The 15,002-nt window shown below is 71.5% G+C and carries 10 protein-coding genes; 2 read left to right on the top strand and 8 right to left on the bottom strand.

Annotated elements, in window-relative coordinates:
* Positions 1–20: 20 nt before the first annotated feature.
* Positions 21–626, bottom strand: coding sequence for a response regulator transcription factor (locus C1J00_RS23540; protein WP_245936472.1), 606 nt, complete (start codon positions 624–626; stop codon positions 21–23).
* A gap of 255 nt (positions 627–881) precedes the next feature.
* Here C1J00_RS23540 and C1J00_RS23535 point away from each other — a divergent pair, with 255 nt between their 5' ends.
* Complete coding sequence (locus C1J00_RS23535) at positions 882–2,363, top strand: MFS transporter (protein ID WP_102911044.1); 1,482 nt, start codon at positions 882–884, stop codon at positions 2,361–2,363.
* An 18-nt stretch (positions 2,364–2,381) separates the two neighbouring features.
* On the opposite strand, the gene C1J00_RS23530 is transcribed toward C1J00_RS23535, so the two are convergent.
* The 5 genes from C1J00_RS23530 to C1J00_RS23510 all read right to left on the bottom strand — a co-directional run bounded on the left by C1J00_RS23530 (position 2,382) and on the right by C1J00_RS23510 (position 13,289).
* Complete coding sequence (locus C1J00_RS23530; RefSeq protein ID WP_102911043.1) at positions 2,382–4,367, bottom strand: GDSL-type esterase/lipase family protein; 1,986 nt, start codon at positions 4,365–4,367, stop codon at positions 2,382–2,384.
* Between the two features lie 180 nt (positions 4,368–4,547).
* Positions 4,548–7,457: an ATP-binding protein gene (locus C1J00_RS23525; protein ID WP_102911042.1), complete on the bottom strand. Its 2,910-nt coding sequence runs from the start codon at positions 7,455–7,457 to the stop codon at positions 4,548–4,550.
* A 193-nt stretch (positions 7,458–7,650) separates the two neighbouring features.
* Entirely contained in the window at positions 7,651–8,655 is a 1,005-nt protein-coding gene (locus C1J00_RS23520; protein WP_245936471.1) for a (-)-alpha-amorphene synthase, read from the bottom strand.
* Entirely contained in the window at positions 8,639–10,114 is a 1,476-nt protein-coding gene (locus tag C1J00_RS23515; RefSeq protein ID WP_102911041.1) for a cytochrome P450, read from the bottom strand. Before C1J00_RS23515 ends, C1J00_RS23520 begins: the two co-directional genes overlap by 17 nt.
* A 313-nt stretch (positions 10,115–10,427) precedes the next feature.
* A complete protein-coding gene (locus tag C1J00_RS23510) occupies positions 10,428–13,289 on the bottom strand; it encodes a glycosyl hydrolase 115 family protein (protein WP_102911045.1) in 2,862 nt (953 codons plus the stop codon).
* A 581-nt stretch (positions 13,290–13,870) separates the two neighbouring features.
* Here C1J00_RS23510 and C1J00_RS47950 point away from each other — a divergent pair.
* Complete coding sequence (locus C1J00_RS47950; RefSeq protein ID WP_342751745.1) at positions 13,871–13,993, top strand: hypothetical protein; 123 nt, start codon at positions 13,871–13,873, stop codon at positions 13,991–13,993.
* A gap of 14 nt (positions 13,994–14,007) precedes the next feature.
* Here the strand turns inward: C1J00_RS47950 and C1J00_RS23500 are convergent, their stop codons facing one another.
* Positions 14,008–14,478 carry an SRPBCC family protein gene (locus C1J00_RS23500; protein WP_102911040.1) on the bottom strand — a complete coding sequence of 157 codons (471 nt, stop codon included), beginning with the start codon at positions 14,476–14,478 and terminating at the stop codon, positions 14,008–14,010.
* A 9-nt stretch (positions 14,479–14,487) separates the two neighbouring features.
* Positions 14,488–14,892 carry a DUF779 domain-containing protein gene (locus C1J00_RS23495; RefSeq protein ID WP_102911039.1) on the bottom strand — a complete coding sequence of 135 codons (405 nt, stop codon included), beginning with the start codon at positions 14,890–14,892 and terminating at the stop codon, positions 14,488–14,490.
* Between the last annotated feature and the right edge of the window lie 110 nt (positions 14,893–15,002).

The following is a 15,002-nucleotide window of genomic DNA, read 5'->3' as shown; positions in this document are numbered from 1 at the left end:
CGTGAGAAGGGGGGCGGGGCTCACACCCAGCCCGACTCCGTGGCGATCCGGACCGCGTCGATCCGACTGCGGCCGCCCGTCTTCCGGGTGATCGCCGACAGATGGTTGCGGACCGTCGCGGCGGACAGGCACAACCGCTCCGCGATCTCCCGCGTCGGCGTACCGTCGGCGGTCAGCCGCAGGACCTCCACCTCGCGCGGGGTCAGCGGGTTCGCACCCGCGTCCAGCGCGGCCAGCGCGAACTCGGGGTCGACGAACCGCTGTCCCCTCACCAGCTTGCGGACACCGTGGACCAGCCGGTCCGGCGGGGCGTTGGTGCTGATGACACCGGCGGCGTGCAGATCGAGCATGCGGCGCAGCCGCTCGGGTGTCGTCGAGGCCATCATCAGCAGCATCCTGCACTCCGGCAGCCGCGCCCGCAGCTCGCCCCGGACGGCGACCTCCTCGCCCTCCCTGGAGTCCACGCCGATCACCGCCACGTCCGGACGGCAGTCCAGGGCACGCGCGACCACGTCACCGTTGCCGTCGGCCTCGGCGACGACCTCGATGTCGTCCTCCCGCGACAGCAGAGCGGCGAACGCTCCCCGCACGAGACGGGCCCGCTCGACGAGAAGAACGCGGATCACTGTCGCTCCCTCTCAGCCGTACGGGGCCACTGGGCCACCTTGATCGGATTATCGCCGCACCGCGCGGATGTTTCAGTTCGAGCCGCACCGCAACCGACGGCCCTGCGCGAGCCGCTGCCGCAGGCCGAGGGTGATCGAGTGGTGAGCCCTGGGAGCGGGGCGTACCGTCGAACGGTGGACACCGCAGGCAGCGGCCCGCAGCCGGCTTCACCACAGGCGACCACCACCAGGGAATCCGGTGGTGGCGGCAATGCGATGGCGCTGCTGGTCATCGCCTCGTGCCAGTTGATGGTGGTCCTCGACATCACCATCGTGAACATCGCGCTGCCGCACATCCAGAGTTCACTGGAGTTCTCCACCACGAGCCTGTCCTGGGTGGTGAACGCCTACACCCTCACCTTCGGCGGTCTGCTGCTGCTCGGAGGCCGGGCCGGAGACATCCTCGGCCGCCGGCGCGTCTTCGTCTTCGGCGTGCTGCTCTTCGTGTTCGCGTCCCTGCTCGGCGGATTCGCCCAGAACGCCGGCCAACTCCTCGGCGCCCGTGCCCTGCAGGGCGTCGGTGGCGCCATCGCCTCCCCGACCGCCCTCGCTCTGATCAGCACCACCTTCCGCGAGGGACCGGAACGCAACCGCGCCTTCGGGGTCTTCGCCGCGGTCTCGGCCGGCGGCGGCGCGATCGGCCTGCTCGCCGGCGGCATGCTGGTGGAGTGGCTGAACTGGCGGTGGGTGCTGTTCGTCAACGTGCCCATCGGCCTGCTCATCGTGCTCGCCACACCGCGTTACATCAGGGAGTCCGAACGCCACCCGGGGCGCTTCGACATCACCGGCGCGCTCACCTCCACCGCGGGCATGGTGCTGCTCGTCTACGGCTTCATCAGAGCCGCACAGGACGGCTGGCGGGACGCGCTCACCCTCGCCTCGTTCGCCGGAGCGGTCGTCCTCCTGGTGGCCTTCATCCTGATCGAGCGTCGTTCGAAACAACCCATCACGCCGCTGCACATGTTCGCCGACCGCAACCGCGCGGGCACCTACGGCATCATGCTGTGCCTGGCCGCCGCCATCTTCGGCATGTTCTTCTTCCTCACGCTCTTCGTGCAGAACGTGCTCGGATACAGCCCGCTCGCGGCGGGACTGGCCTTCCTGCCGGTCAGCGCGGTCATCGCCGTCGGCGCCGGACTCGCCTCGCGGTTCCTGCCCGTCTACGGGCCCAAACCGTTCATGGTGATGGGCGCGATCCTGGCGGCGGCGGGCCTGGCCTGGCTGACCCTCACCGACGTCCACTCCACCTACGCCGGCAGCGTCCTCGGACCGATGCTCGTCTTCAGCCTGGGCATGGGCATGGAGTTCGTGTCACTGACCCTCATGGCGCTGTCCAACGTGCCCACGCCGGAGACCGGCGCGGCCTCCGGACTCCTCAACGCCACCCAGCAGGTCGGCGGTTCCCTCGGCCTGTCCATCCTGGTCACGATGTACGGCACGGCCAGCACCAACGAGGCGGACCAGCAGGTCCCGGCCTTCCTGCAACAGGCGACCCCGGCCGAGCGCATCCGGTTCGAACGCACCGGCCAACTGCCCAAACCCTGGTCCGACGAGATCCTCACCGCCGGTGTCTCGGCCGCCTTCATCATGGCGGCGATCTTCACCGCCGTGGCCGCGCTGATCGCCCTGCTCGTCATCCAGGTCCGGCCCTCGGAACTCGAACGTCTCAAGGGCGGAGCGGGCCCCGGCCCGGTGTGAGGCCCGCTCCCGGAGCCGCTACGCCCCGATCCTCCCCGCGATCACCGGTGCCAGCCGGTCGGCTATGACCCGGTGCCCCCGGTCGTTGGGATGCACCGAGTCCGTCAGATCACCCGACCCCAGCCAGCCGGTCGTGTCCACGAAGGACACCCGCGCGTCACCCCCGGCGACGGCGGCCTTCACCGCGGCCTCGGTCTGCGGGACGAACCGCCCGCGGAACGTCTCCAGCGCGAGGATCCACGCCTGCGGATACGCGGCCCGCACCTTGCGCAGCAGACTGCTGTACGCCGACTGGAACTGCGCCGCACTCACCCCGTGCCCGACGTCGTTGGTGCCGAGGTTGATCACGACCGCGTCGGCCCGGTAGCGGGAGAAGTTCCAGTCGGGCGTCGCCGCGTTCGGGTTGAGCTTGGTGAACTGCCGCTCCAGCCCCACGCATCCGTCCGCCGCGGCCACCAGACACGCACCGCCTTGCGCGATCTGCGTGTGCTCGACGCCCAGCCGCTCCCCGATCAGCCAGCCGTATGCGGTACGGGCGTTCTGCGAGGTCGTCGTGCCCACGGTGATCGAGTCGCCGACGAACTCGACGAGTTTGGCCGGGGCCGGCGGTGCGAACGTCGTCGCGCCGCTGTCCAGCACCAGCCCCTGGAAGACCGCGTCGCCCTTGTACGACCCGGCCACCACCTGGTAGTTGACCTGGAGGGTGTGGTTGCCGGGGGAGAGGGCCGAGGGGGTCAGGTTCACCGTGCCCTTCACGTCGTTGAAGAACCTCACCGGGCCGTTGTCGATCCGCGCCCACAGGTCGATGGTGCCCCGCTGCTTCAGCTTGACCGTCCGGCCGGTGAAGCCGGTCCGGTAGTACGCGCCGGCCCAGTACGGGGTGTAGGCGGTGCTGGAGCGGGTGTCCCAGCGGCCGACGAACTTGATGTTCGGGTCGCCGGGCTGCCCCGGGGCCGCCGCCTTCACCGTGGCGCCGCTGCCGAGCCGGGAGCGCACGACCGGGGCCAGGCGCTCGGCGAACCTGGTGTGACCCGCCTCGTTCGGGTGCCCGTTGCCGTCCTCGTAGTGGGTGCCGTCCGTGAGCCAGCCCGTGGTGTCGACGAAGTGCACCCGCGCGTCGCCGGCGCTGTTGCGGGCACCGACGGCGGCCCTGGTCTGGCCGACGTAGCGCTTCTTCAGCGTCTGCACCGCGAAGAGATGCGCCGAGGGGTACTTGGCGCGCACGTCGCGAAGGAAGCTGGTGTACGCCGACTGGAAGGCGGCGCCCGACACGCCGTGCCCGATGTCGTTGGTGCCGAGGTTGATGACGACGGCGTCGGCACGGTACCGGGAGAAGTCCCAGTTCGCGCCACCCGTGCTCGCCGTCCTGAAGAACTGCCCGCTCAGCCCGGCGCATCCCGACCGCGCGACGAGGCAGTACCCGGAGCGGGCTATCTGCGTGTGCCGCATGCCCAGCCGCTCGCCGGTCTTCCAGGCGTAGGAGTCCAGCGCCAGCCGGTCGGTGAGGGCCCCGGCCGTGATGGAGTCGCCGACGAACTCCACCAGTCCGGCCGGGGCGCCGGCGGCGACGGTCCGGGCCCCCGGGTCCAGGACCAGGCCCTGGAAGACGGTGTCGCCGGAACGGTAGGTCAGGCGCAGGGTGTGAGTACCGGGGGACAGCGGCCGGGGAGTGAGGTTCACCGTGCCGCGCACGCCGGCGTGGAAGACGTCGGGGCCGCCGTCGACGCTCGCGTAGAAGTTGACCGCGTTCCTGGCCCTGACCTTGACCGTGGTGCCGGTGAAGCCGGTCTGCAGATAGGCGCCGGTCCAGTGGGGCACCGCGGCGGAGCCCGAGGAGGTGTCCCAGCGCCCGACATACGCGATGTTGGGATCGGACACCGAGCCGTCACCCGGCGCGGCATGCGCGGCAGCGCCGCCGGCCCAGGACAGCAGGCAGGCCATGAGCACGGCCGCGAGCAGGGCCGGCAGGGTACGTCTAGGACAGGTGTGGGGGGAGATCTGCACGGGGTTCCCTTCACGTGGGGGTGGAGTGGGAGCGCTCCCAAAGCAGCCTTCCGAGGGAACCATTGAAACGGTTCAGCGTCAAGAGATCGGCCGAGAAGGGAAGTTGGGGGATCGGTGACCCGTGCCTGCCGGGGTGTCTGCCCCGTCGACGGCACCTGACGGCGGCAGGGACACGTTGGGTCACGGACGCGGCCGGGGGAACGTCTCGAGGGCCGCGGCCAGGCCCGCCGCGTCCGTGCCGATCTTGCGGTACACGGACGAGAGCAGCTGGCGCACACCCTCCTCCGTGAGGTGCAGCTCCGTGGCGACGACCGCAGGGGTGTGGCACCCCGCCGTCATCTCGGCGGCCTTGCGCTCCTGCGCGGTGAGCGTGTCCGTCTGCGCGTACCGCAGGGGCAACGGGCGCAGTCCCGCCGCGGACAGTTCCCGCCTGGCCCGGGCGGCGAGGCCCTCGGCCCCGCAGTGCACCGCGCTTTCCAGGCCCTGATAGAGCCGGTCGGCGGCGTCGTGCAGCCGGCCGACGCGGGCCAGCGCGGCGCCGTGACCGACCAGGGCACGGGCCAGTTCGTACGCGGCGGGTGACCGCTGCAGATGGTCGACGGCCTGCGCGTGCAGATCGAGCCCCGCCTCACCACCCGTCACCTCCGCCTCGGCGTGCAGCGCCTGGCCGATCGCGGATGCCGCGCCGAAGTCCCGGGCCCGCTTCACGGCGTCCTGCGCGTGGCGTACCGCCCGGTCGGGAGCAGTGCGGGACAGAGCCCTGGCAAGTCCCAGCTGCCAGGGACACCACGCCGGGTTGCGCCAGTCCCGGCGCTCCAGCCATTCGCCCACGCCGGACAGCAGGGGGACGGCGTCCTCGGTCCGGCCCTCCGCAAGGAGCAGTTCGGCGTTGACGGTGCGCGGATCGGGGTAGATGACGGCGTTCGGGATGACGTCGCCGTAGTGGTACTTGTCGGCGAGCCGCCGTGCCGCCACGACGCGGCCGCGGGCCAGCAGGGTCTGGATCAGGATGCCGATGGCGAACCACTGGGCGGGCACCGCGCCTTCCACCCGGTCGGCGATGCCCAGACCCTCCCGCACCAGGTTCTCGGCCTCGGCCAGGCAGCCACGGCGATACCGGATGTACCCGGAGAGCGTCTGGCCGAGAGCCAGATGGGAGCCGCGCCAGCCCTTCGACTCGCACTCGGCCATGCCCTTGGCGAACAGTTCCTCAGCCCGCCGCGGCTGGTCGCAGTACATGAACACCAGCGCGACCGAGACGGGAACCTCGAAGCCCCGGTTCTCATGGGTCCAGCTCAGTCCGCCGCGCAGGGCCTCCTCGGCGTACGCGAGGGCCTTCTGCCGGGGCTCGCCGCACATCATGGCGTCCCAGGCGCGCAACCCGAGGATGTAGCGCTCTTCCAGACCGCGGCCGACCAGCCGGTCGGCGAGCCGGGCCAGCGCCCGCGACCGGCCGGACGAGTCAGCCTCGTCGGTACGGAACGCACTCCACACGAACTGGTCGGCCTGCATCCGCAGCCGGACCCGGGGGTGGGCGCCGGCCCGCCGCACCTCGTCGGCGGCCACCGTCGCGGCCTCCGCCATCCGGTCGGTGTGGGCCAGCGCCTGGGTCAGCCGGTACACCATCGAGGCACGCAGCTCCGGGTCGATGCCCGGTTCCGCGAGCGCCTCCCGCAGATGCGCCACGGTGGCCGTGGGCTTGATGAGGAAGGTCGCGCAGGCCAGTTCGTGCAGCAGCGCGGCGCGCTCCTCCGGCTGCGGCGGCTCCTGCAAGGCCCGGTTCAGCAGCCGGCGGGCCGCTTCCGGGGCACCGGAGTGCAGGGCTTCACGGGCGGCCTCCCGCAGACAGGCGACAGCCTCGGTCCTGCCCTCGCAGGGCACCTCCAGCAGGTGCCGGGCCGCGGCTGCGCAGCCGAGCCCCGCCGCCCGCACGGCCTCCGCGGCCGAGTTGTGCATGCCCTCCCGCAGGCTCGGCCCGATGGAGCGGTAGATCGTGGTGGCGATCAGCGGGTGGAGGAACTCCAGACTCCCGCCGGGCCCCTCGCCGTCGGCCAGGATGCGTGCGGCGCGCAGCTTCTCCGTGGCCTCGGCCGCCGCCGCGCTGCCGACCGCCGCGATACGTGCGGCCAGCTCCGGCGAGATGGCCTGCCCGAGTACGGCCGCGGCGTAGGCGAAGCGGACGGTGGTGGTGCCGAGCCCCTGCAGCCGCTCGATCAGGCCGGGTCCCTTCACCGCGGCGGCCAGGTCGCGCATCGCGGGCAGGTCCTCGCTGGTGCCCCTCAGATTGCGCTCGCCCAGCCGGATGGAGAGTTCAACCGCCTCGAACGGGCTTCCGCCGGTGGCCTCCCAGCATTCCTCGCAGAACGCGTCCTCGGCCTCCTCGCCCACCTCGTCGCGGACGATCCGTGCCACGGCCGTGGCACTGAGCGGCGCCAGGGAGAACGGACGGTTCCCCAGGTCGGCGGAGGGGGTGCTGAACGCGGCCGCCTCAAGGGGCAGTTCGGGCCGGAAGGCGACGACGATCAGCAACGACAGGTCCACGGCCCGGGGCGCGAACGAGGCCAGCCAGGTCAGTGACTCGACGTCGGCCCAGTGCAGATCGTCCAGCAGCAGCACCACGGGCGACTTCATCACCGCCAGGCGCGTCATCACCCAGTCCAGACCGTCACGCACCCCGGTCGGGTCCGGAACATGGCCGCTCGGCGTGGCGACCAGGCCGAGCGCGGCGGCGACGATGTCGTACCACCCGCCCAGGAACGTACGGAGCTCCTGCTCGTCCATCGACGCCAGCGAGGGCTGGACGACCTGGCGCACCACGTGGAACGCCAGCTCCTGCTCCTTGTCACCGCCCCTGCCCGACAGCACGGTGAACCCCTGCGCCCGGGCGCGGGCCCGGGCCTCGGTCAGCAGAGCCGTCTTGCCCATCCCTGCGGGCCCGGTGAAGGCGACGAGCCCTCCTCGTGGCGCCTGGGGCACGCCGTCGACGGTGTCCCGCAGAGCGTTCAACGCCGAGTCGAGCGCCCGGAGCTCCTTGCGGCGCTCGAGCAACGGCCGTGTCTCGGGAGTGGGTTGCCGCGACTCGTTCGCCATGTGCCGTACCGCTTCCTGTCGTCGGCCATCGGGAGGCAGCGCGAGCGTACGCCTCCCGATGGCCACCGTTCCGGATTCTGGAACGAGCACGACGAAGAAGGGTGAATGACCTGCTGAAGCCGCGTGAAGTGCGGGTTCCGCGGGTACCGTGGCTCGAATGGGCACTCGCCCCGCCGCCTGGCGAAGCGCTCCCTCACCGCAGGGCCGGGGCCCCGGCGTCCGCGTAGCGCGGCACGGTGCGGGACCAGTAGTAGCAGCCGCGGATCCAGCCGGCCATCCCTTCCACGTAGCCGACGCCCGAAGGGCTCAACTCCGGTTCGATCTCGGTGTAGACCCTTTCGAACTCGCGGATCGTGTGGTTGATCTGCTGGATGGCCAGGGTGACGGCCACCGGCAGGGGGCACTGGTGGGCCCGCTGGTAGGCGAGGGCAAGGTTGATCATGCCGCCGGACCGCTGCTCCTTGACCGCGGAGAAGAGGTCGGGGATCCACACCGCCGCGTCGGCCGACAGCCGGCTCAGGTGCCGCATGAGCGGGTGATGGAGTTCCCCGGAGGTCAGCTCGCGCGGCTGGGCGGCCTCGCACAGCGGGTAGAAGGGCTCGACTCCCGCGGTGAGGGACCGTATCGAGGTGCACAGCCCGGACCGCAGGGGGGAGGGATGGGTCTGGGCCACCGCCTCGTACAGCAGTCCGTGCACGTACTCACGGCTCTTCCAGGCCCAGCGCGCGGCCTGGGCCGGTGTGCACCGGTCCCGGACCTGCCGGTAGAGGTCGGACAGGGCCGCTCCCAGCGGAGTGCCGGGCGGTGCGCCGTCCCGCAGGATCGCGATGCTCTCGCACAACATGGGCAGCAACTGGCCCGGCCGGTGCCGGCCGACCTCCTCGGCACGGTCGTCGAAGACGAACTGGTAGGCGATCTGGCGGGCGACGAGCTCCAGAACGCCGGGATCCGCGTCGGGGCTGTTGTAGGACGCCAGCTCCGCCGGGCGGGTGTGGGAGATCATGGCCGGGACCCCGGGCTCCTCGCTCAGCCCGGTCGCGCGCAGCCACTGGTCGACACCTGCCGCGGCCGCCGCTTCGTGAGGACTGCGCCGGAACGGGAACGGCATGTAGAGGTGAGCGTCGATGAGCTCCCCCAAGGCGGTCGCGGGCATCACGTCCTGGGCGACGGCCGCCCTGTCCTCATGCGTGGTGGACACCGTTGTCACCGTCCCTCCGGGTCTTCTCCGGCCCGGACGCCGCCGTCGGGGAACCGGGCGCGAGCGCCGCGGCGTGCGGCGCGGTGCCGCCCGATGCTTCCGTACGCGCTGTGCAGATCATCGTCAGCGACCTCGGTCCCAGCGTCGCCCCGGGGCGCGGGGGCGCGACGCGCCCGGCCGGATGCCGTAGCCGCCAGCGACCGGCGACGGTCGCGAGGGCCACCGTCATCTCGGCCATGGAGAACAGGTCGCCGATGCACTTGCGGCTGCCCGCGGCGAACGGGATCAGCGCCCCGTGCGGACCGGCGGCGGTCTCGCCCTCCAGCCACCGCTCGGGCAGGAACCGGTCGGGCTCGGGGAACGACGCGGGGTCGTGGTGCAGGAGGTAGGGGCTGTAGAGGACCGTGGTCCCAGGCGGCAGCGGCCGTCCGGCCAGTTCCGTCTCCCGGGTCGTGACCCGCGTGAAGAGCCAGCCGGGCGGGGAGTGGCGCAGCGTCTCGGTGAGGACGGACCGGGTGTAGACCAGGCGCGGCAGGTCGTCGACGTCCGGTAACCGGCCGGCGAGGACGGTGTCGACCTCGGCGTGCAGCCGCCGCTCCACCTCCGGGTGCCGGGCCAGCAGGCTGAAGGCGGAGGCCAGGCACATCGAGGGGCTTTCGGAACCGGTGAGCAGGAGGGACACCAGCTGGTCGTGCACCTCCCGGTCGCTGACCGGGATCCCGCCGTCCCCGGGCTCGGCGGCGGCCAGCAGGAGCCCCAGCAGGTCGTCGCGCGGGGTGTCCCGGCGGCGCTCGGCGACGGCGGCGTCGATGAGTACGCGCACCCGCTCCACCGCACGCCGGTAGCGGCGGTTCGCGGGCGTGGGAAGACGGAACAGGGCGTCGACCGGGACCACCGTGCGGACGAACAAGCCGCGGACGATGGCGGCGAGGCAGTGCCGCACCTCGTCGGCCACGGTGGGGGAGAGCGAGTCGGACAGCAAAAGCCGGCTGATCAGACGGGTCGTCAGGCCCAGCGTGGCCGCGCTGACATCGATGCGCTGCCCACTGCGCCAGTCACTGCACAGTGACTCGGCCTCCTCGGCCATCACATCCGTCTGCGCGGCGACGCCGGCGGGGCGGAAGGTGGGCTGCAGCAGTCGGCGCTGGCGCCGGTGCTGCGCATGGGGGCAGGTCACGACGCCGTCGCCCATCAGCGCCCGCAGCCTCTCGTACTGCGGACCGCCCTTGTCGAACGTGCGGGTGTCCCGGAGCATCCGGTGCACCAGTTCCGGGTGACACACCATCCAGGCCCGCTGAGGACCCAGGCGTATCTCCACGAGATCGCCCTGCGCGGGAAGAGAATTCAAAAACTCCAGCGGCCGACGGAACAAGGCGATACCGTGGCCGATGGATGGGAATATGCCTGGAGCAGTACCAACCGTCCATGCCTGTTCCGATTCAGGAACGCAGCCGTTCATCGAATACCACCTGCTTCAGTCGACCAGGGAAAACGGTGACGTTTCACCGACGTGGCGCTTGCACCATGTCCTGCCCAGTCCAAGCCTCCCGCCGACTTGTCGATCCCTTTCTCCAGGGGGCGCACGGGTGCACAGGGAAGGCGCTGGGGGAATCACTTCCGATGCACGTCCCGAACGGATGGTCTTCTTCCGTCACTCGGGCTTCCGAGGCCTTCCAACGTCTTTTCCGCATATCCGAATCCGGAGAAGAATGCTGTTGTGGGAGGGGCGTCCCGTCCGACGGGCGGACGGGATGCCCCTCCCGGCCCCGCGGTCAGGTGCGGCGGTAACTCTCGGGCGGCGCCAGATACCCGCCCGCCGGCCCGGCTGTCTCGATCACGATCTGGTCGACCGCCATCCCCGGATCCACCATGAACACCCGCAGCACATGCTCACCGGGCGCGGACACCGTCACCCGGGCCGTCAGCTTCTCGACGCCCTCCTCCACGTTTCGGGCCCAAGCGTCGCCCCGGTTGCCGGTGGCGACCGCCTGGCCGGACAGGACCGTCGGCGGCTGGTCGTCGAGGCCGACCGCGAGGCGCCGCTTGCCGCGCTCGTCCAGGGAGGGCAACCGGAACACCGTCACCGGGAACGTGCCGGCCGTGGTGAAACGGACCCGGTACCGCAGCTCCGGTGAGCGGGCGGCGAGGTCCTCGGTGACCGGCTGTGCCGTCGTCGGTACCGCCTCGACGGCGGCCGTACGGCGGCCCAGTCCGCGGACGATCCGCCACCGCGCCCCGCCACGCGGCACCTCGCGGTCGAAGTGCGCGGCGTCGATCGACACATAGCCGTGGGCCTCGACGAAGCCGCGGGCCCGCCGGCGCGCCCGCTCCCCGTCGTCGGCCACGAGCAGCGGCACCTCGATGCTCCGGCCCGCGCCGGTGAAGGTCAGCGTCGGGCGGTGGGTGCCCTGCGGTACCCGCGGCCAGTCGATTTCGGCCCACACCCGGACCTGGTCGGTGAGTTCCCCTCCCGTCGAGCTCAGCCGGATCCACGGGGCGCTCGGCTCGACCCGCCACTCCAGCGGGAGGAAACCGGTGTTGAACACGTCCACGAAGCGGCGGTCCCGGGTGTAGGAGGAGAACGACAGCGGGCGTCCGGCGCCCGTCTCGTTGCCCTCGGCGGCCAGGCCCAGGCCCGACGTCTCCTGCCGGGGGATCCTGGTCACTGCTGGGCGGCCCGGCGCCTTCGGGATCTCGGAGGGGTAGGGGTTGACGATCCCGTCCCACTTCCCGCCCGCGATCACGGTGTTGTAGCGACGGGTGATCGCCTGCTCCTCGGCGTGTGCCGCCTCGGCGAGGTCCGCGAAGCGGTTGGTGCCCGCGCCACGGCCCTGCCGGACGGCGAGCGCGTTGCGGTCCGCCCAGTAGTACTTCAGGTTCATCAAGTACGCCCCGTGAACGGGGTACTCGACCAGCTGGAAGTAAGCGTCCCGGTAGGCCTCGGGCAGCTTCGCGCCCAGCCGCCGCGCACGGTCCAGCAACTGCTCGTAGTCCGTCATGCGTCGGCCCGCCTCGTCGCCGTGGTGCACCGTCGAGAAGACCGCCTTGTCGATGAACTCCGGGCGCCGCTGCGCCGCCAGGCGGTAGTACTCGGTGCGGATCGCGGCGATCTCCGAGCCGTATCTCCGGCCGAACTGGAGCCCGGCCCACTCCACGAGGAAGTCCTCGACGTCGCCGGGGCCCCAGCGGTCCACGTCCCACGCCATGTCCAGGCAGAAGGACAGACCCGTCTCGATCGACTTGAGGTCGCCCACGTTGAAGATCCACATGCGGTCCACCTGGTGCTCGTGGACCCGGCGCAGCTCCTGCCACACCTTGCTCAGCTGGGTGGTGTCCAGCCACAGATAGCTCCGGGGGCGTCCCCAGTAGGAGAGGTGGTAGTAGATGCCGTTGCCGCCGGGGCGGCGGCGCTCGGACTCGTCCGGGAGCTGGCGCATGTTGCCGTGGTTGTCGTCCGGCCAGATCAGCGTCACGGCGTCGGGCACCTCGACGCCCGCGTTGTACAGCTCCAGGACCTCCTTGTACGGGATGAAGATCTGCGGCTCGGCCGCCGGGCCCACCTCCTCGGCCAGGATGCGGCGCTGGTCGGCGATGATGTCGTTCATCACCACGACCTTCTCCGGGATGGTGGTGGCGTGTCTGGTCTCCAGCGCGGAGTCGTGCAGACCACGCATGCCGATCGTCCAGCTGCTCTCGTAGGCGGCGTTCTGGCGGGCCCGGGCCCGCCAGTAGTCGGAGATGACGGACGGGTTCACCGTGTAGTCGTAGAGCGGCAGTGTGCCGTCGGGGTTGCGGTGCTCCTCGGCCCACGGCTGCCACTCGTGGACGCCGTTGCGCAGCATGGCCTCGGGGTGGCTGGAGCCCACCACGATGCCGTAGCGGTCGGCCAGTTCGGGGTTCTCGCGGTGCTTGTTGAAGAAGTCGGAGTAGGGGTGCATCGCGGGCCAGAGGTAGTTGGCCTTGAGGCGGAGCAGCAGCTCGAAGACCCGCTCGTAGGTTCTGGGGCCGATGTGCTTGTCCGGCTCCAGGGTGCGGTGGGACCAGGTGGTGAGGTTCTGCTCGTCGTTGATGAAGACGCCCCGGTAACGCACGGCGGGTTCCCGGCGGACGAGGGGACCCGCCGGGACCGTCACCGTGTCGCGGCGGACCACGGGGACGTCGGCCCACCAGTACCAGGGCGAGACGCCGATGCGTTCCGAGGTGTCGTAGACGCCGTAGACCGTGCCGCGACGGTCGCTTCCGGCGATGACCAGGGCGCGCCCCACACCGGGCAGCGGGCGGTCCACGACCTGGGTGACGGACGCCTCCCAGCGGCCCTTCACCCGTGAGACGTCCAGGCGTCGTTGTCCGATGAGCCGGTCGATCACCGGGCTCGCACCGATCGTGCCCACCAGGACCAGGAGTTCGGCGCGCGGCGGCACGGTGTGCAGCAGCCTCGGTCGCACTCCGCCGACACGCTCCACATCGGCCTGGAGGTCACCGGCCGCGCGGATGACGGCCGGGTCGTCCGCCGCGTCCACGAACACGTCCACGGCGGTGCCGTCCCGGAGCAGGGGGAAGTCGGGGCGGCGGACCGAGGGGGCGGCCTCGGCGGCGGTCACGGGAAGCAGGGGAGCGGCGCCGGCGGCTGCCATCCCCCGTAAGAAGGACTTGCGGGTCACGGACGGGAACGACGGTCTCTGCGGCACTGGACACTGCCTTTCCGCGCCGGCTCCGCGGCGGTTCCTCGTACGGGCCGTCGGCGGGGCTGCGCGCACTGGGGATTGGCATGGGCAGGCTAGAAAGCGCTTGCCGTTGCACCCTAGGCGAGCTGTGCGAGGGCGTCCAGATGGGGGCGGTGGGTCCACTGGTGCGCCGCGGCCGCCACCGGAGTCGCCGCCGACGACGCGCTGTGCGGCGGCATTTGACGAGGCGGACCCTGTCGGGCAGCCCGGCGGTGATCAGTAGGCCGGCGCCTGCCTCACTCCCCACGGGGCGTAACTTGCCTGGACGACGTGCGGGCCCGGGCAGCCTCCCTCCGGCTCCGGCCGGACGCCTTCGCCGCCGTGTTCCCGGACCGGATCGAGGCGAACAAGCTGGTGCAGCGCGCTGTACGCCCGCTGGGACGCGCACCCGGGCGAGCGCCCCTGACCTGGCCAGGGGAGTCCGGCCGGCCCTGGACCGCGTCACCCCCGGGCTGCCGGCCGCGCTGCGGGACACGGAGCGCATCCGGACCTTGCCGGCGTGCGGCCCGCGCCTGGCCGCCGCAGTCGGCTGGTCCGCGTACACCCACCGGCTCGACGTCCTGCACCTGGAGGGGCCGGGGCGGGCACTGCCGTCGGTGTGCGCCGCCCCCTGACAAGCCCCCGTCGTTCAGGAAGAACCGTCGGCCTCGACGAAGCGGGCCAGGTTCGCCAGCGCCATGCGCGTGCCCGTCTCGTTGTCGGCGGCGGGCACGGCGTCGGGGATGCCCTCGTGGACCATGAGGACGTCGGTGCCGCCGCCCCGCGCGTCGGTCAGCGTGGTCGTCAGCGTCATGGCGCCGCGCAACGCGGGGTCGGCGGCCTCGAACTCCAGCACCTCGACCACCTGCTCGTCCGGCACCAGCCGCGCGAAGTGGCCATGGTAGGTGTCGGTGTTCGCGGCCGACTTCCCCGAGGCGTCCGGAGCCTCATAGGTGAGCGAGACACGGAAACTGCCGCCCTCGCGGGCGTCGAACTCGTGCACCTCGCCGCTCATCCCGTCCGGTACCCGCCAGCGCGCGATCGCCTGGGCACTCACCAGCGCCCGGTAGACGGCGGCACGGGGAGCGTCGACATGGCCGGAGACCCGGGACGTGTACATGGCCCCACCCTAGGTCGTGTGCTCCGCCCCGTTCGGCAAGGGCGGTTCCGCGTCCAGGCGGTGCAGTTCCTCGTCGGTGAGGAGGCGGGAGCGCAGCAGGAAGCGGACGCCCTCCGGAGCCTCCAGCGAGAAGCCGCTGCCCCGGCCGGGCACGACGTCAACGGTCAGATGGGTGTGCGACCAGTACGTGAACTGGTCCGCGCTCATCCAGAACGGGGTGTCCCCGGCCACGTGCCCCAGCAGGACGTCCGAGGCACCGACCCGGAACTCGCCGCGCGGGTAGCACATCGGAGCGCTGCCGTCGCAACAGCCGCCGGACTGGTGGAACATCACCGGCCCGTGCGTCCTGGTCAGCCGCCGCAGCAGTTCCTCCGCGGCGGGGGTCAGTTCGACGCGTCCAGTGCGTACGGTCATGTGTTCCTCCTGACGGTGACGGCGGGGTCGGGAACCGGTCCGTATCGCGAGTCGTCCAGTATCCGCCCGAGGACGGGCGGATACTGGACGACTCGCGATACGGACCGGTT

Origin of the sequence: Streptomyces cahuitamycinicus (assembly GCF_002891435.1) — a bacterium.
Classification (GTDB): domain Bacteria; phylum Actinomycetota; class Actinomycetes; order Streptomycetales; family Streptomycetaceae; genus Streptomyces; species Streptomyces cahuitamycinicus.
Note: the sequence above shows the minus strand (reverse complement) of the source record. Positions and strands in the feature narration are given on the sequence as shown.

What these genes read in the sequence shown, in the direction of transcription:
- C1J00_RS23535 (WP_102911044.1), top strand. Translation starts at nt 882, where the DNA reads ATGGCGCTGCTGGTCATCGCCTCGTGCCAGTTGATGGTGGTCCTCGAC.
- C1J00_RS23525 (WP_102911042.1), bottom strand. Translation starts at nt 7,457, where the DNA reads ATGGCGAACGAGTCGCGGCAACCCACTCCCGAGACACGGCCGTTGCTC.
- C1J00_RS23515 (WP_102911041.1), bottom strand. Translation starts at nt 10,114, where the DNA reads ATGAACGGCTGCGTTCCTGAATCGGAACAGGCATGGACGGTTGGTACT.
- C1J00_RS23510 (WP_102911045.1), bottom strand. Translation starts at nt 13,289, where the DNA reads ATGGCAGCCGCCGGCGCCGCTCCCCTGCTTCCCGTGACCGCCGCCGAG.
- C1J00_RS23500 (WP_102911040.1), bottom strand. Translation starts at nt 14,478, where the DNA reads ATGTACACGTCCCGGGTCTCCGGCCATGTCGACGCTCCCCGTGCCGCC.
- C1J00_RS23495 (WP_102911039.1), bottom strand. Translation starts at nt 14,892, where the DNA reads ATGACCGTACGCACTGGACGCGTCGAACTGACCCCCGCCGCGGAGGAA.